Origin of the sequence: Streptomyces sp. NPDC048565, from assembly GCF_040650935.1 — a bacterium.
Lineage (GTDB): Bacteria > Actinomycetota > Actinomycetes > Streptomycetales > Streptomycetaceae > Streptomyces.
Genome location: NZ_JBEZIH010000032.1, coordinates 17,655 through 34,470, shown reverse-complemented (window position 1 = coordinate 34,470; position 16,816 = coordinate 17,655). Strand labels below are relative to the sequence as shown.

15 protein-coding genes are annotated in these 16,816 nt (G+C 70.7%); 4 read left to right on the top strand and 11 right to left on the bottom strand.

Annotated features, from left to right (window positions below; all coding sequences use genetic code 11):
* Positions 1-4: 4 nt before the first annotated feature.
* Positions 5-676, bottom strand: coding sequence for an endonuclease NucS (gene nucS, locus AB0C75_RS30935; protein ID WP_362895057.1), 672 nt, complete (start codon positions 674-676; stop codon positions 5-7).
* Positions 677-935: 259 nt separating this feature from the next.
* On the opposite strand from nucS, the gene AB0C75_RS30930 reads away from it, so the two are divergent.
* A complete protein-coding gene (locus AB0C75_RS30930; RefSeq protein WP_362895056.1) occupies positions 936-1,328 on the top strand; it encodes an SCO5389 family protein in 393 nt (130 codons plus the stop codon).
* Between the two features lie 88 nt (positions 1,329-1,416).
* On the opposite strand, the gene AB0C75_RS30925 is transcribed toward AB0C75_RS30930, so the two are convergent.
* Positions 1,417-2,448, bottom strand: coding sequence for an LLM class flavin-dependent oxidoreductase (locus AB0C75_RS30925; RefSeq protein ID WP_362895055.1), 1,032 nt, complete (start codon positions 2,446-2,448; stop codon positions 1,417-1,419).
* Positions 2,449-2,662: 214 nt separating this feature from the next.
* Here AB0C75_RS30925 and AB0C75_RS30920 point away from each other — a divergent pair, with 214 nt between their 5' ends.
* Positions 2,663-2,992, top strand: coding sequence for an ATP/GTP-binding protein (locus AB0C75_RS30920; RefSeq protein ID WP_362895054.1), 330 nt, complete (start codon positions 2,663-2,665; stop codon positions 2,990-2,992).
* Positions 2,993-3,014: 22 nt separating this feature from the next.
* On the opposite strand, the gene AB0C75_RS30915 is transcribed toward AB0C75_RS30920, so the two are convergent.
* From AB0C75_RS30915 to mce, 7 genes are all read right to left on the bottom strand, one after another.
* Positions 3,015-3,875 carry an ABC transporter permease gene (locus AB0C75_RS30915; RefSeq protein WP_362895053.1) on the bottom strand — a complete coding sequence of 287 codons (861 nt, stop codon included), beginning with the start codon at positions 3,873-3,875 and terminating at the stop codon, positions 3,015-3,017.
* Positions 3,872-5,029: an ABC transporter ATP-binding protein gene (locus AB0C75_RS30910; protein WP_362895052.1), complete on the bottom strand. Its 1,158-nt coding sequence runs from the start codon at positions 5,027-5,029 to the stop codon at positions 3,872-3,874. Before AB0C75_RS30910 ends, AB0C75_RS30915 begins: the two co-directional genes overlap by 4 nt.
* Before the next feature lie 136 nt (positions 5,030-5,165).
* On the bottom strand, positions 5,166-5,945 hold the full coding sequence (locus AB0C75_RS30905) for an ABC transporter permease (protein ID WP_362895051.1): 780 nt from the start codon (positions 5,943-5,945) through the stop codon (positions 5,166-5,168).
* A gap of 5 nt (positions 5,946-5,950) precedes the next feature.
* Positions 5,951-6,958 (bottom strand): ATP-binding cassette domain-containing protein, encoded by a 1,008-nt coding sequence (locus AB0C75_RS30900; protein ID WP_362895050.1) that lies wholly within the window; start codon positions 6,956-6,958, stop codon positions 5,951-5,953.
* A gap of 89 nt (positions 6,959-7,047) precedes the next feature.
* Complete coding sequence (locus AB0C75_RS30895; protein WP_362895049.1) at positions 7,048-7,986, bottom strand: cellulose-binding protein; 939 nt, start codon at positions 7,984-7,986, stop codon at positions 7,048-7,050.
* Between the two features lie 176 nt (positions 7,987-8,162).
* The gene (scy, locus tag AB0C75_RS30890; protein WP_362895048.1) at positions 8,163-11,957 is read right to left on the bottom strand and encodes a polarized growth protein Scy; all 3,795 of its coding nucleotides are present in this window, start codon (positions 11,955-11,957) and stop codon (positions 8,163-8,165) included.
* A gap of 204 nt (positions 11,958-12,161) precedes the next feature.
* On the bottom strand, positions 12,162-12,590 hold the full coding sequence (mce, locus tag AB0C75_RS30885) for a methylmalonyl-CoA epimerase (protein WP_362895047.1): 429 nt from the start codon (positions 12,588-12,590) through the stop codon (positions 12,162-12,164).
* A gap of 135 nt (positions 12,591-12,725) precedes the next feature.
* On the opposite strand from mce, the gene AB0C75_RS30880 reads away from it, so the two are divergent.
* Positions 12,726-13,928, top strand: a complete 1,203-nt coding sequence (locus AB0C75_RS30880) for an acetyl-CoA C-acetyltransferase (RefSeq protein WP_362895046.1) — start codon at positions 12,726-12,728, stop codon at positions 13,926-13,928.
* Positions 13,929-13,962: 34 nt separating this feature from the next.
* Entirely contained in the window at positions 13,963-14,925 is a 963-nt protein-coding gene (meaB, locus tag AB0C75_RS30875) for a methylmalonyl Co-A mutase-associated GTPase MeaB (protein WP_362895045.1), read from the top strand.
* A 66-nt stretch (positions 14,926-14,991) separates the two neighbouring features.
* Here meaB and AB0C75_RS30870 read toward each other — a convergent pair whose 3' ends face one another.
* Entirely contained in the window at positions 14,992-15,555 is a 564-nt protein-coding gene (locus AB0C75_RS30870; RefSeq protein WP_362895044.1) for a PepSY domain-containing protein, read from the bottom strand.
* A 197-nt stretch (positions 15,556-15,752) separates the two neighbouring features.
* On the bottom strand, positions 15,753-16,592 hold the full coding sequence (locus AB0C75_RS30865) for a transposase (protein ID WP_362895043.1): 840 nt from the start codon (positions 16,590-16,592) through the stop codon (positions 15,753-15,755).
* Positions 16,593-16,816: the final 224 nt, after the last annotated feature.

Below are 16,816 nucleotides of genomic sequence, written 5' to 3'. Positions count from 1 at the left end.
CAGGTCAGAACAGCCGGAGTTTGTCGTCCTCGATGCCGCGCATCGCGTCGTAGTCGAGCACCAGACACCCGATACCGCGGTCCGTCGCCAGCACCCGGGCCTGTGGTTTGATCTCCTGCGCCGCGAACACGCCCCGCACCGGCGCCAGATGCGGATCGCGGTTGAGCAGCTCCAGATAGCGGGTCAGCTGCTCCACACCGTCGATGTCACCCCGCCGCTTCAGCTCCACGGCCACCGTCGCACCGTCCGCGTCCCGGCACAGGATGTCGACCGGGCCGATCGCGGTCGGATACTCGCGACGGATCAGGGTGTAGCCCTCGCCCATCGTCTCGATGCGGTCGGCGAGCAGCTCCTGGAGGTGCGCCTCCACACCGTCCTTGATGAGTCCGGGATCGACACCCAGCTCATGGGAGGAATCGTGAAGGATCTCCTCCATGGTGATGATCAGTTTCTCGCCCGCTTTGTTCACCACGGTCCAGACGCCCTCGCTGTCGTCGGCGCCCTCCTTCAGGGTGCACGGCGGGGACATCCAGTTGAGGGGTTTGTACGCCCGGTCGTCGGCGTGGATCGACACGCTGCCGTCCGCCTTCACCAGGATCAGACGGGGGGCGGAGGGCAGGTGGGCAGTGAGCCGGCCCGCGTAGTCGACGGAGCAACGGGCGATGACGAGACGCATGGTCGGCAACGCTACTCGACGACCCGTGGTCCACGCGATTCCCGCCCCCGGTCCGGTTGACCCCCCGAAGGGCGGCCGATCTGGCTTGCCCCTCTTTGCGACCGTTCGATTTTGGCCGGTTGTGGTCCCAATCTCCTGGTGCGGCCCGGACTGCGCGCTTACCGTGGAAGCAGGAGGTCGCCGTCTGTGTACGCAGCGTCGCCATCCTGCCCTGCCCGTAAGGCCCCGGCCACCTGTCGGGGTCGCGAGAGGAGAACCCATGTCGCTCGACGTCTCACCGGCGCTGTTGGAACAGGCCGAGCGAGGCGAGGTCGACGAAGCCGACTTCGTCGACTGCGTCCGGACCTCCCTGCCCTACGCATGGGAGATGATCAGCTCCCTGGCGGCCCAGCTGAAGGTGGACGGCGGAGAATTCGCCGACAACCAGACGCCCCCGCCGGACGAGCAGGCACGTGGTCAGTTGCTGCGTGCGCTCGCGAGTGATGCGATACGCGGCGCACTGCAGCGGCACTTCGGAGTGCGTCTGGCATTCCAGAACTGCCACCGCGTCGCGGTGTTCCCGCTGGACGCCTCGGTCGACGAGCGGCTGGCCCGCTTCACTTCGGTGAGGGGGCAGCTGCTCAACCAGTCGCCCGAACTCCGGGACTGCTGAACGACGCTGCTGCCGCTTCGGGCCGCGGGAGGTGCAACTGGCTCCGGGGCGGCAGCTCCCCCCACCACGGAACACCTGCGTGAACCGGTCACTCCAGCAACGGCAGCACCTCCGTGCCCAGCCGCTCGACATTCGTCTCCGTCGCCGCGAGATCGCCCGACCCCTCGACCATGAGGGCGAAGCGGGTGATGCCCGTGCGCTCCGCCGTGGCCGCCAGCCGGTCTGCGGCGAAGCGAGGCGTGCCCACCGGATGCAGGCCGCAGAGGAACTCCGTGTACGCGACGGGGTCGCGCATCACCCGGTGGCGGCCATCGACCGTCACATGGGCGTCGAGCCCCTGCCGCAGCCACCCCGGCATCGCCTTCACCAGCGTCTCCACGGCGTCCGCCGTCCCGTCGGCGATCTGGGCCACCCCTGCGGACACATGTGCTACCCGCTCGGCGATCTCCGCCGGCTGACCGGCCTCGCGGGCCTCCGATCGCCACAGAGCGACCATGGCGGCCTTCTCCTCGTCGCCGCAATGCATGCCGAGGAGCATCGGCAAACCCTTTTCACCGGCGAGTTTCACGCTTTTCGGCGACGTGCAGGCGACGATCACCTCGGGGCCCCGCGGACCGTCCCCGAGAAGCTCGTCGGTGCGGGGCACCACGGCCACCTCGCGGAAGCCGAACCGCTCTCCGCGACCCGCCACCCGGGGCTTGTCCAGCCAGTCGAGCAGCAGCTCCAGAGCCGCCGGGAAGCCCCGCTCGTACGCCGGGAGCCCGCCTCCGAACACTTCGAGGTCGACCCAGGGACCGCCGCGCCCCACCCCGAGGGAGAAGCGCCCGCCGCTGGTCAGATGCAGGAGCGCGGCCTGCTCACCGAGCATGACCGGGTGCTGGTTCGGCAGTACGCTCACCGCCGTGCCCACGCGGATCCTGCGGGTGCGGCCGAGCAGCAGGGCGGCCAGCGTCGTGGCGGACGGGCACACCCCGTACGGCACGAAATGGTGCTCCGCCAGCCAGACGGAGTCGAGTCCGGCCCCCTCCGCGACCTCGGCGGAGCGGACGGCCCGGTGCAGGGCCTCACCCTGTCCCTGGCCCGGGAACTGAGCTGCCAGAACGAACGTTCCTACGCGCATCGCCTTGTGCCTCCTTACGGCCGACGCGGCTTTCCCTCCACCGGCAACAACGTCTGACACGTGCCAAAGGCACGGTCCACGGTGAAGTTGTTGCGATTTTCCGGTAACCCACCCGCCACGGAGGTGCTCATCCGTCACTCCAGACACAGGGTGTCCGCAGGTGCCTCTAGGCTGGTCGGAACAGTCTGCCCGTGCCCGCCCCGTGAGGTGTCCCGTGTCCCCGCGCCGCAACCGCCCCCGAGGCGGCGAGAGTCCTACCGGCAACGCACGAGAGGCGGCGGAGCGGTACGGCGGGGGAGGGGCCACCGAGAGCTGGCAGGGCGAGGAGTGGTCGGTGCGCCCGGTGAGCGGCGCGAGCGCGGCGGGCAAGCGCTACCGCTGCCCCGGCTGCGACCAGGAGATCCCGTCCGGGGTCCCGCACCTCGTCGCCTGGCCGGAGTTCGGCGGGGTCGACGACCGCAGACACTGGCACAAGGCCTGCTGGAACGCGAGGGACCGCCGCACCACACGGGTGCAGCGGTCCAGGAACGCTCCGCGCTACTGAGCCGGGAGTCCGCCGTTACGGCTCAGACGTCCCGCCGGTCCAGCGACAGCAGGGCGCCGGCCATGACCACCACGGTCACGCCGGCGATGATCCACAGCGGCTCCCAGCCGGCCGGGCCGGAGGTGGTCATCGACACCCCGTACATCGCGCCGATCTGGTTGGGGATCGAGTACTCGAACAGCGCCTGCTGCACAGCGGCCAGCGACCGCGAGAACATGAACATCGCCAGCACGAGCGGGAGCAGCACCACCGCGATCATGACCGTGATGGCACCCGCGGAGTGCCGGACGAGGGTGCCCAGGGCCAGTGCCAGCAGCCCGAGCGTCGCGAGGTAGAGACCGATCCCCACCGTGGAGCGCACCCAGTAGCCGGTCTCGGGTGTGGCGCCGCCCAGGATGGCCGTCTGCAGGACGCCGACGATCCCGGTGGTCACGGTCGTGATCGTGAAGGTGAGCAGGAAGAAGACGACCGACTTCGCGGTCAGCATCCGCACCCGGCTCGGGCACGCGGTCAGCGTCGTACGGATCATTCCCGTGCCGTACTCGGACGAGATGGTCAGCACGCCGAGCGTGATCACGCAGATCGTCGCGGGGAGCACGCCGAAGAAGCCGATGCTGAGCACGGGGGTGTCGCCCAGGGGCGCGTCCGACGCGTTCACGGCCAGCGCGACGAGCAGTCCGACGCCGACCAGGAGCACGATCATCACGCCGAGCGTCCACATCGTGGAGCGCACGGAGCGGATCTTCGTCCACTCGGATGCGATCGCGTCACCGAGGCCGGGGGTACGCACGGGGATGGGTGAAGCGTACAGGCCGGGCAGGACATCCTGGTCCTGCCGAGGCTCCGGGGGAGTCCGGTGCGCCTGGGGCGGCGGCATCGTCATCGGGTGTCCTCACTGCTCCTGCGCTCGGTACGGTCCGCGGCGGGCGCGGGCGCCTGCCCGGCTTGGGGGGCACCGGCCGGCGGCCCGTGCCCCGGGGGCGGCGGCGCGTACCAGCCCTGCTGCGGGACCTGGGGCGGGGGCCCGGGCGCGTCATCGTACTGCTCGTCGCCCGGCAGCAGCTCGTGACCGGGCTGTCCGAAGGGGGGTGGCGGCGGCTGGAGCCCTTCCTTGGCGTCCGCTGTCGAGCGGTAGTCCACGGCGCTCTGCGTCATCCGCATGTACGCCTCCTCCAGTGACGCCTGGTGCGGGGAGAGCTCCCACAGCCGGACGTCCGCCGCGTGCGCCAGATCGCTGATCCTGGGGAGCGGCAGCCCGGTGACGCGCAGGGCACCGCCCGGCTCCGTCATGACCCCGCCGCCCGCCTCCGTCAGCGAGGACGTCAGCTTCTCCCGTTCCTGGGGCCGGTCGGCGGGGACCCGCACCCGTGCGAAGTCCGCGGAGTTGGCGGAGATGAACTCCTTGATGCTCATGTCGGAGAGCAGCTGCCCGCGGCCGATCACGATCAGATGGTCGGCGGTGACCGCCATCTCACTCATCAGGTGGCTGGAGACGAAGACGGTGCGGCCCTCGGACGCCAGCTGCTTCATCAGATTGCGCACCCAGAGGATGCCCTCGGGGTCGAGCCCGTTGACCGGCTCGTCGAAGAGCAGCACCTGCGGGTCGCCGAGCAGTGCCGCCGCGATCCCCAGCCGCTGGCCCATCCCGAGGGAGTAGCCGCTGGAGCGCCTCTTCGCGACGTCCTGGAGCCCGACGACGCCCAGGACCTCGTCCACCCGGGCCGCCGGGATACCCGCAAGCTGGGCCAGGCTCAGCAGGTGGTTACGGGCGCTGCGTCCGCCGTGCACGGCCTTGGCGTCGAGCAGCGCCCCGACCTGGCGCGGGGCGTTGGGGAGACCGCGGAAGGCGTGACCGCCGATCGTGACATGTCCGGACGTGGGCCGGTCGAGGCCGAGCATCATACGCATGGTGGTGGACTTGCCCGATCCGTTGGGACCGAGGAATCCCGTGACGGCGCCGGGCCGCACCTGGAAGGAAAGGTTGTGCACGGCCGTCTTCGCGCCGAAGCGCTTGGTCAGGCCGACTGCCTCGATCATTCTCCAGCCCCATCGACATCTTTTCCGTCGGGGCCCAGGCCCGCGGCCGCACGCCCCCGTAAGAGTAAGGAGGATAACCAGCCGTGCATGGTTCCGGCCAAGCCGTCGTGCGGAGCGTCGGAGCCTTCCCGACCGCTCAGGCGTCCCGCTTCTTCAGCACGAGGTAGGCGCCGAGCAGGGATGCCACCACCCACAGTGCCATGATCCCCATCCCGGCCCACGGCCCGTACGGTCCGGGGTTGCTGTTCATGGCGTCCGGGACCACCTGCATGATCTTGGAACCGGCCTGGTCGGGGAAGTAGCGGGCCACGCTCTTGGCACCCGGGACCGCCGTCAGGATCTGGGAGACCAGGAAGAAGAACGGCATCAGGATGCCGAGCGACAGCATGGAGCTGCGCAGCATCGTGGCGACGCCCATGGAGAAGACCGCGATCAGGCCCATGTAGAGGCCACCGCCGAACACCGCGCGCAGCACGTTCTCCGCGCCGATGTCGGTGCCGTGGTCACCGAGGAGGGCCTGGCCGAGGAAGAAGGTCACGAAGCTGGTGAGCAGGCCCACCACCAGCGCCAGGACGCCCGCCACCGCGATCTTGCTGAAGAGGAACATCCCGCGCTTCGGCACGGCCGCGAGCGAGGCCCGGATCATGCCGGAGCTGTACTCCGTGCCCACCACCAGGACACCGAAGACGACCATCGCGAGCTGCCCCAGGATCATTCCGGAGAAGCTCACGTACGTCGGGTCGAAGGTGGCACGCTCGGCGGTGGAGAGATCGTCGAACTGGCTCTTCAGCAGGGCGCTCAGCCCCGCGCCCATGGCGACGGTGACGACGAACGCCGAGATCAGCGTCCAGGTGGTCGACGAGACCGTACGGATCTTGGTCCACTCGGAATTCAGGACCGCGGGTACCGATGTCATCGCCGTCACACCCCGTTCGTGCGGCCGTCGGCCGCGCCGCCGCCGGTCTGCTGGTTCCACTGGTCGCCCCACTGCGGTCCCACCGGCGGTGGCTGTGCACCGCCGGCGTCGGAGTGGGCGTGGTATTCGACGGAGCCCGCCGTCATCTGCATGAAGGCCTCCTCCAGGGAGGCCCGCTGGGCACTGAGCTCGTGCAGCACGATCCCGTTCCGGCCGGCGAGCTCACCGAGCCGCTCCGGGGCCTGGCCGTCGATCTCCAGGGTGCCGTTGCCCGACTCCACCGCGATGATGCCCTCGGCGTGCAGCAGGTCGCGCAGGCGCTCCTGCTCGGGGGAGCGCATCCGCACGAAGCTGCGGGAGTTCTCGTGGATGAAGTCGGCCATCGAGGTGTCGGCGAGCAGCCTGCCCTGTCCGATGACGATCAGGTGATCGGCCGTCAGGGCCATCTCACTCATCAGGTGCGAGGAGACGAAGATCGTCCGGCCTTCCGAAGCGAGGGTCTTCATCAGGTTCCTGATCCAGTGAATGCCCTCGGGGTCGAGACCGTTGACCGGTTCGTCGAACATCAGGATCTCCGGGTCGCCGAGCAGCGCCGCCGCGATCCCCAGCCGCTGGCCCATGCCGAGCGAGAAGCCCTTGGACTTCCTCTTCGCCACCGCGCTCAGGCCCACCGTGTCCAGCACGTGGGAGACCCGGCTCGCCGGGATGCGGTTGCTCTGGGCGAGACACAGGAGGTTGTTGTACGCGCTGCGCCCGCCGTGCATCGACTTGGCCTCCAGCAGCGCCCCGATGTGCTTGAGCGGCTCCTGGAGATCGCGGTAGTGACGGCCGTCGATGCGCACCGTGCCGCTGGTCGGGTTGTCGAGGTCGAGCATCATCCGCATGGTCGTGGACTTGCCCGCCCCGTTCGGGCCGAGGAACCCCGTCACCACCCCCGGTCTGACCCGGCATGACAGATGGTCCACGGCAACCTTGTTGCCGTAGCGTTTGGTGAGGCCGTCGAGCTCGATCATGCGCTCACGCTAGAACGCCCGCGCGCCCGGCGCCACCACAAAGGCGGAACCGGGCGCGCGAAGAGTACGGCCGATGTACGTACCGTGGCTCAGCGGGTCTGCTGGGCCGGGACGCCGGGGGCTGCGGCGTCCTCCTCCGCGGGGGAACCGGCGGCGGCGACCGCGGCACCCGTCAGCGTCGCCAGCATCTCGCGGACGTTGGTCAGCTGGGCGTTGATCGAGTCGCGGCGGTTGGTGAGCGCCGCCAGCTCGCGCTCCGACTCGCTGCGGATCCGGTCGGCCTTGGCGTTGGCGTCCGCCACGATGTCCTCGGCCTGACGCTGTGCCGTCTCCACCGTCTGACGGGCCCGGCGCTCGGCGTCCGTACGGAGCTTCTCGGCCTCCAGGCGGAGCTGCTCCGCCCGGTGCTCGATCTCGGCGAGACGCTTCTCGGCCTTCGCCTGACGGGACGCGAGGTCGCGCTCCGACTGCTCACGGCGCTTGGCGAGGTTCGTCTCGAAGTCCGTGGCGGCCTGGGCGGCCTTGGCCCGGGTCTCCTCGAAGAGCGCGTCCGCCTCCTCGCGCTTCTGCTGGGCGTCCTTCTGGGCGTCCGAGCGCAGCGTGCTCGCTTCGCCCTTGGCCTTCTCGACGATGCGGACACCGTCGTCCTCGGCCTTCGCCTTGCGCTCGGCGGCGAACGTCTCCGCGTCGTTGCGCACCTGCTGGGCGGCCGACTCGGCCAGCTCACGGTGCTGCTCGGCCGCGCGACGGGCCTCCTCACGCAGGTCCTTCGCCTCCTCCTCTGCGAGGCGGAGGATCTTCTCCACGCGGGCGCCGAGCCCGGCGTACGACGGCTCGGCGTCGTTGACCTGGGCCTGGGCGTTCTGCGTTTCGAGGTGGAGTTCCTCGATGCGCTTTTCCAGAGAGGTGATACGGGCGAGGGCGCTGTCACGGTCGGCGACGAGTTTGGTAATGCGGTCGTCCACCTGACCGCGGTCGTATCCACGTCGCACGAGCTCGAAGCCGAAGGGGGAGGAAGGGTCGCTCATGGGGTTCCTGTCGAATGAGACCGGTGAGGTGTTAGAGGGAATCCTAGGGGCCGAAGCGGCGTGTCAGCGTGAAGATGCCGCTTTGGTATGGAGAATGACACCCCTTTTGAGTGGCTGCCCCCCGAAAGCGCTTGCGACTCGGAGGTTTGAATGTTCATGGCGAGGTCCGCGTACGGCTATCCGTCCGACGCCTTGCCACCCGACCGGGTACCGGCTGCCGCGCCGGCCTTGACGCCCCCCGCGCCGCCGCCGGCGGACTTGCCCGCTCCGCCCGGAGTCTCGAAAGACTCCAACGCCTCCAGAACATCCTGGACACGGGAGATCTCCGTATTGATGTCCTCGCGTCTGCGGACCAGCAGATCCAGCTCCCGACGGCCCTCGTCGACCATCTGCTCCGCCTCGGCCTCGGCATCGGCGCGCAGCTTCTCGGCCACCCGGGTCAGCTCGGCCTTCTTGGTCTCGGCCTCCTTGAGGAGCGACTCGGCGCGCTTCACGGCGGCGATACGCACCTTGCTCGCCTCCGAATTCGCGTCCGCCAGCAGCTCCTTGGCCTTGGCCTCCGCCTCGGCCCGCTGCTCGGTGGCCGCCTTCATCAGCTTGTCGACGCGCTCGCCCGCCGTCTTCATCTGCTCGGAGGTCTCGCTCCTGGCGCGCTCGTGCAGCGCCTCGACCTCGCTCTCGATCCGTGCCCTGAGCTCCTCCGCACGCTCCCGGGTCGCGGTGGCGTCCCGGCGGGCGCCGACGAGCAGCTCGTCCGCGTCCGTACGGGCCCGCTCCACCAGGGAGTTGCCCTCGACCGTCGCCTCCGAGGTGATCCGGACGGCCTCGTTGCGCGCGGCGCCGACCATGCTGTCGGACTGCTGCTCGGCCTCGGTGGCGGCGCGCAGCGCCTCCTCCTGGGCCTTGTTGATGAGCTGGTCGGCCTGTTCGGCGGCGTCGGCACGGCGTTTCGCCGCGGACTCGCGCGCCTCGTCGAGCAGCCGGTCCGCCTCCTGGCGGGCCTCGGCGCGCAACCGCTCGGCCACGGACTCGGCCTCGGCGCGTACCTTCTCCGACTCCTCGCGGGTGCGGGCCGCGTGCTCCTGGGCCGAACCGACGGTCTGTGCCGCCTCGGCACGCAGCCGCTCCGCCTCGTCGGTCGCCTCCGACACGAAGCGCTCCGACTGCTCGGTGGCCTCGGTGCGGATCCGCTCGCTCTCGGTCGTCGCCTCGGCCATGAGCCGGTCGGCCTGCGCCGCGGCCTCGGAGCGGATCCGGTTGGCGTCCTCACGGGCCTCGCCACGGGCACGCGAGGCGTCCTGCTCCGCCGACGCGAGGGCGTCCGACGCCTCCGTGCGGACGCGCTGGCTGTACTCCGAGGTGTCCGAGCGCAGCTTCTCCGACTCGGTGATGGCCTCGGACACGGTCCGCTCGGCCAGGGTCTTGGCGGCCTCCGCCTCCTCGTGCGCGACCTGGCGGACGCGGTTGGCGTCCTCGGTGGCCCGCTCGCGCTCGGCGTAGGCGTCGGACCTGACCCGGTCCGCCTCCTCCTGTGCCTCGGTCCTCGTCCGCTCGGCCGCGTGCTCGGCGGCGGACCGCAGGCCGGTGATCTCCTCCTCGGCCTGCTCTTGAAGCCCGGCGACGGAGTCCCGCACCTGCTGGGCGGTCTGCTCGGCCGCCGACACCAGCTCGGCGGCCCGGATCTCCGCCTCCTCGACCAGCCGCTCGGCCTCGGCCTGGGCACCCTCGACCCGCTTGCGGGCGGAGGCGAGGAGTTCCTCGCTCTGCTCGCGGGCGCGCTCGCGCTCCTGCTCCGCCTCGGCACGCGCCGAGCCGAGTGTCTCCTCGGCGGTACGGCGCCGGCGGTTGGCCTCCTCCTGGGCGGCGGCCAGCGCCTCGGCCGCCTCGGTGCCGACCCGCTCCGCGGCTGCCGCCGCCTCCGAGCGGACCCGGTCGGCGCTCTCCTGCGCCTCGTTCTTCAGCCGCTCCGCCTCGGTCGCGGCCTCGGTGCGCAGCCGTACGGCCACGGTCTCGCCCTCGGCGCGGGACTGCGCGGCGTCCGCCGCGGCCTCGGTGCGCAGGCTCTCGGCCTCCGTCGTGGCCTGCTCCTGGAGCGCCCGGATCCGCTCCGCGGCCTCCGAACGCAGCCGCTCGGACTCCTCGCTCGTCTCGCGGCGGATCCGCTCCGCCTCCGCACGCGCCTCGCCGAGCGCCTCCTCCGCGGCGGTGACCCGCGACTCGGCCTCGGTGTGCAGCCGGGTCAGCTCGTCGGCCGCCTCGGCCTTGCGCTCCTCTATCCCGCGCTCGTTCTCCTCGCGCAGCTCTTCGGCCGCCGTCTCGGCGGCGGCGGTCAGGGCTGCGGCCTGCTCCTCGGCGTCGGCGCGCAGCTTCTCCGCCTCGGCGCGGCTGCGCTCCAGCGCTTCCTCGGCCTGCTTGCGCAGGGTGGCGGCACGCTCGGCCGCCTCGGTCCTGACGCGCTCGCTCTCGGCGCCTGCGGAGGTCCGCAGCTCCTCGGCGTCGGTCTTGGCCTCGGTGAGCAGCTCCTCGGCGGTGCGGGCGCCCTCCTCCAGCTGCTGGACGGCCTCCCTGCGGGCCTCGCCGCGGATCCGCTCGCCCTCGGCCACGGCCTCGGAGCGCAGCTGTTCGGCCTCGCCGCGGAGCCGGCGGGCCTCCTCCTGCAGCTCGACGGTCTTGGCCCGGTACTCCTTGGTGTCGTCCTTGGCCGCGCCCTTGAGCTGGTCGGCCTGCTCGGCGGCCTCGCCGCGCAGCTTCTCCGCCTCGGCCTCGGCCTCGCGGCGGATCCGGTCGGCTTCCTCGCTCGCGGCCCTGGTGGTCGACCTGGCGTCGTCGGACGCCTTGGTCAGGACCTCCTCGGCGCTCCTCGCCGCCTTCGCGAGCTGGGCCGCGGCGTCCTCGGCGGCCACGGTGCGGGCCTTCTCGGCCGCCTCGGCGACCACCCGCTCGGCCTCGGCCCGGGCATCGGCGAGAGCCTGCTCGGCCTCTTCCTTGAGCGACTCGGACTGCTTCGTCGCCTCGCCGACCAGACGGGCGATCTCGGACTTGGCCGTACGGGTGCGCTGCTCGTTCTGCGACTCGGCGCCGGCCAGCCGCTTGACCGCGGCCTCCTTCGCGTCGGCGACTACCTTCTCGGCCTCAAGACGGGCCTCGCGCAGCCGGGTCTCGGCCTCCTGCACGCGCTGCTCGGCGGTGCGGTTCAGCTCCGCGGTCCGCTGCCGGGTCTCCTCGGTCTCCGAGGTGGCCGTCGAGCGCAGCTGCTCGGCGTGGCTGGTCGCCTCCTGGGCCTGCGTGGACGCGGCGTCGAGCAGCCGCTCGGCGTCCCTGCGGGCGCGCAGCAGCGCGGCCTCGGCATCCGCACGGGCCGACTCCGCCTCGGAGTTGACGCGTCGGCGGGTCTCCTCGGCGAGCCGGGCGGCCTCGGCTCGGGCGTCGGCCAGCGACTGCTCCGCCTCGGTGCGTGACTCGTCCAGGAGCCGGCGCGCCTGGGACTCGGTCCTGGCCCGCAACTGCTCGGCCCAGGCGACGTTCTCGTTGACGTGGGACTCGACGGTCTGGCGGCGCTCCGCCAGCTCCTGGTCGAGCTGCTGGCGCCGTTGCACGGCCTCGGTGTGCAACTCGGCCTGAAGCCTGGCCTGGTGCTCCGCGTGCTCCTGGAGGATCCGCTGCGTCTGTGCCCTGGCCTCGCGCAGCTCACGCTCGGCGTCCGTACGCAGCTGGTCGGCCTGGACCTGGGCGTTACGCAGCATCTGTTCGGCCTGGTAGCCGATGTCCGCGCTGTCGTGGGCGGGACGGGTCGCCAGACTGCGCCGTGCCTCGTGCAGCTTGGCGCGCAAGACCTCGACCTGGTAACCGAGGTCCTCGGCGTGCTGGACGGCCTTCTCCCGGTCGGTCTTCAGCCGGTCCATCTCGGCTTCGAACCGCGAGAGATGGTCGTCGTCAGCTCGGTGGCTCTGCTGGCTCTCGTAGCCCCGCACTGCGCGGTCCCATCCTTCCCCAAGCTCTCAACATCGTTCGAGCAGGGGATACCCCGACCCTGGTCGCAATTCTCCATACGAGGACCGCCCGCCGGCGAGCGGTCCTCCGGGGAATGGTGACAGATCAAAGGTGGGGACGCGGCGCGGCCCCGACCCGGCCCCGGCCCGGAACCGCCCACTCTACCGGGCCGGGTATGCGTCAGGTCAGTGCTCCGTCGCGGAGGTGACCAGTTCGGTCAGCACGCCGTGGCAGTCCTTGGGGTGGAGGAAGGTGATCCGGGAGCCCATCGAACCGGTCCTGGGCTCGTCGTACAGCACCCGTACGCCCTTTTCGCGGATGTCCGCGGCGTCCCCGTCGACGTCCGCCGTCCCGAACGCGATGTGGTGCACGCCCTCACCGTTCTTTTCCAGCCACTTGCCGACCGCGGAGTCCTCGCGGGTCGGCTCTAGCAGCTGGAGGTACGAAGCCCCGCCGTCCGAGGTGTCGTTGATCTTCAGCATGGCCTCCCGCACACCCTGCTCCTCGTTGATCTCGGTGTGGTGCACCTCGAAGCCGTACGTCGCACGGTAGAACTCCACCGTCCTGTCGAGGTCGAAGCAGGCGATTCCGATGTGGTCGATTCGCGTCAGCATGGAACCAGTGCAGCGCCCCCGGGATGGTTACGCAACGTGCGCGCGATCACACCGACTGCCGGATGACTGGGGGCGTACTGCTCAGTACATTCAAGTAAACCCTCGTTCACAACCGATCCCAAGGGGCTGCGCCTCATGTCAGGAACGACCGGAACCACCTCAGTGATCGTCGCGGGCGCGCGGACGCCCATGGGCCGTCTTCTCGGCTCGCTGAAGAGCTTCTCCGGAGCCGACCTCGGAGGTGTCGCCATCAAGGCGGCGCTGGACCGGGCCGGGATCGGAGGGGACCAGGTCGAGTACGTGATCATGGGCCAGGTGCTCCAGGCCGGGGCAGGGCAGATCCCGGCACGCCAGGCGGCGGTCAAGGCAGGCATCCCGCTGAACGTCCCCGCGCTCACCGTCAACAAGGTGTGTCTCTCGGGACTCGACGCCATCGCGCTGGCCGACCAGCTGATCCGTGCGGGCGAGTTCGACGTCGTGGTGGCGGGCGGCCAGGAGTCCATGACCAACGCCCCGCATCTGCTCCCGAAGTCCCGCGAGGGATACAAGTACGGCGCGATCGAGCTGCTCGACTCCATGGCGCACGACGGCCTCACCGACGCCTACGAGAACATCCCGATGGGTGAGTCCACCGAGAAGCACAACACCCGTCTGGGCCTGGCCCGCGCCGACCAGGACGAGATCGGGGCCCTGTCCCACCAGCGCGCCGCCGCCGCCCGGAAGAACGGCATCTTCGAGGCCGAGATCACCCCGGTCGAGATCCCGCAGCGCAAGGGCGACCCGGTCCTCTTCTCCCAGGACGAGGGCATCCGCGCCGAGACGACCGCCGAGTCCCTGGGCAAGCTGCGCCCCGCCTTCACCAAGGACGGCACGATCACCGCGGGAACCTCGTCGCAGATCTCCGACGGTGCCGCCGCCGTCGTCGTCATGAGCAAGGCCAGGGCCGAGGAGCTGGGCCTGGAGTGGATCGCCGAGATCGGGTCCCACGGGAATGTGGCCGGCCCGGACAACTCGCTCCAGTCGCAGCCGTCCAACGCCATCCGGCACGCCCTGAAGAAGGAGGGCATCGGTGTGGAGGACCTCGACCTCATCGAGATCAACGAGGCCTTCGCGGCTGTCGCGGTCCAGTCGATGAAGGACCTCGGCGTCACCTCCGACAAGGTGAACGTGAACGGCGGCGCCATCGCGCTCGGCCACCCCATCGGGATGTCGGGCGCCCGGGTGGTGCTGCACCTGGCGCTGGAGCTGAAGCGGCGCGGCGGCGGCACCGGGGCGGCGGCGCTGTGCGGCGGCGGTGGTCAGGGCGACGCGTTGATCATCCGCGTACCGGGCAAGTAGTACGTCGTACGAGCGAGGAGCGAGGAGGCCGAGCGTGAAGGTGGACGTCCCCACCCTGGTCGAGCAGGCGCGTGAGGGCAGGCCGCGTGCGGTGGCCCGGCTCATCTCCCTGGTGGAGGGCGCCTCGCCGCAGCTGCGTGAGGTGATGGCCGCCCTGGCACCGCTCGCCGGCCACGCCTACGTCGTCGGCCTGACCGGATCGCCGGGTGTCGGCAAGTCCACCTCGACCTCGGCGCTGGTCTCCGCCTACCGCAAGGCCGGCAAGCGCGTCGGGGTGCTGGCCGTCGACCCGTCGTCGCCGTTCTCCGGGGGCGCGCTCCTCGGCGACCGGGTCCGGATGTCGGACCACGCCTCCGACCCGGGCGTCTACATCCGCTCGATGGCCACCCGTGGCCACCTGGGCGGCCTCGCCTGGTCGGCGCCCCAGGCGATCCGGGTGCTGGACGCGGCGGGCTGCGACGTGATCCTCGTGGAGACGGTGGGGGTCGGCCAGTCCGAGGTGGAGATCGCCTCCCAGGCCGACACCTCCGTCGTCCTCCTCGCCCCCGGCATGGGCGACGGCATCCAGGCGGCGAAGGCCGGAATCCTGGAGATCGGCGATGTGTACGTGGTGAACAAGGCCGACCGGGACGGCGCCGACGCCACCGCGCGCGAGCTCAACCACATGCTGGGTCTCGGGGAGTCCCGGGGGCCCGGCGACTGGCGGCCACCGATCGTCAAGACGGTCGCCGCCCGTGGGCAGGGCCTCGACGAGGTCGTCGAGGCCCTGGAGAAGCACCGGGCGTGGATGGAGGAGCACGGCGTGCTGGCCCGGCGGCGTACGGCGCGGGCGGCCCGCGAGGTCGAGACGATCACCGTCACGGCGCTCCGTGAGCGGATCGCCGATCTGCACGGCGACCGCAGGCTGGACGCGCTGGCGGAACGGATCGTGGCCGGCGGCCTCGACCCGTACACGGCGGCGGACGAGCTGATCGCGGGACTCACCGGCGGAAGCTGACGGCTCCCGGGCGGCGTGCGGGCCGCCCGGGGCCGCCGAGCACGCCAGCGCGTCGCGTGGGGTCCGTCAGTTGTCGTCGCCGCCGTGGTTCCCGGACACCTCGGCGGTCTCCGCGTCCACGTCCAGCTCGTGGTTGCCGCCGTCCTTGCCCCTGACGACGACGTCCCAGACCAGCGTGTTCTCGTCGGCGTCCAGGTCCACGGACGTCACCGTGCCGGGCTCCGCCTTGCGTGCGGCCTCCACCGCGTCGATCACCGAGACGGGGCTCGAACCGGGCACCGGGCGCCGGTTGTTGGAGTCGCCACGGTCGGACAGCACCTTCGCGTCGTCCGCGTCGATCTTCACGTCGTGCCAGACCTTGTCGGAGCCGTACACATCGAGCTCCCAGACAAGCCCGTCGCTGTCGTCGTCCTCCAGCTCCGCCTCGGTCACCCGGCCCGGGACGGCCTTCAGCGCGGCGGCCACGGCGTCGTCGACGGTGACCGAGTCGCTCGTCACCGAGACCGGGGCCGAGTCGCCGCGGCCGCTGTCGTTGTCGTTGTCGCCGCCGCCGTTCTTGTCGCTGCACCCGGCCAGGCCGCCGATGAGTACGGCTGCGGTGAGGGCGATGACGGCGATGTTGCGCTGCATGAGGGGCTCCCCGAGGATGTGCGGTCCGATGGGGTACACACTGCCCCACCGATGCTGAACGCAGCCTGAAGTCACGTCAACTAACTCGGCCCTGAAGGGACCGAGCTTGGGGGCTGAGTCCTTGTCAGGGCGTTGCTTATGCTCCCGGCTACCCCCTACGGCAGGGTGGTCACGGGGCACATCCACCGGTCGGCGCGTTATGCGGGGACCGGGTCGGGCATGTTGACGAATACCCACGCCGAGCGTGCGCGGTCGCGCACGTTGACCCCGGCGACGTGGTCGGCGGGCCCAGCGAGGCCGCACCGCCGACAGGAGAAGTGGTCCCGGGTGGGCCGGTTGACCCGTTCGGTGTTCCCGCAGCGCGGGCAGCGCTGCGAGGTGTAGGCCGGATCCACCTCCAGGTAGGGCACCCCGGCGCGGCGCGCCTTGTATTCGATGAAGGTGCCGAGTTGGTGGAAGGGCCAGGAGGACAGTCGTGCTCGCTGGTCGCGTCGAACCGTGACCCGCTCGCGGATGCCCCTCAGTTCTTCCAGAGCGATGCCGCGTTCGGTGCGTTGGGCGACAGCAACGACTGTCTTGGCGATCTTGTGGTTGATGTGCGTGGCGTGCCGGGCCTCCCGGCGCGCCCGCTTCTTCAGCAGCTGTTTGGAGGACCGTGTCCCTTTGGCCTGGATCTCGGCCTTCTTGCGTGCCTGCCACCTGCGGTATCGGCCGAGGCGGCGCCCGGAGTGGTTGTCGCCGTCGCTGGTGGTGGCGAGGTTGGCGATACCGCGGTCCACTCCGATCCAGCCCTTGGGCTCGAACACCTCCGGCTCGGGGATGTCGATGGTGGCGACCAGGAACAGCTTTCCGTCCCGCTGGACCAGGTCGGACTCACCCTGGCGGTGCTCGGCGAGCTGCTTGAGCGCCCCAGCCGAACAGGCGAAGCGGATGTTCTTGATCCGGCCCGTGAGCGTCCAGATCGACACCGTTCGCGTGTCGTAGTTCCACGACAGACACCGGTCGTCGTAGGTGTGCGCCGCATCCGGTCGGAACACGATCGGCTTGGACTCCGCCTTCACGCGCCGCTTCGAGCCCGCAGCACAGCCCGCGCAGCTCACGGACCGATCCCTTCAACCCGAAATGCCGGTAGGAGCCCTCCGACACCCAACAGGCCGCCTCGTTCGCCGCGCGCAGGGTCGACTCGACAGCCGACGCCTGCACGGCATCCGGCACGAGCTTGACCTGCACCACGAGCTTCATAACGATGACCGTACAAACC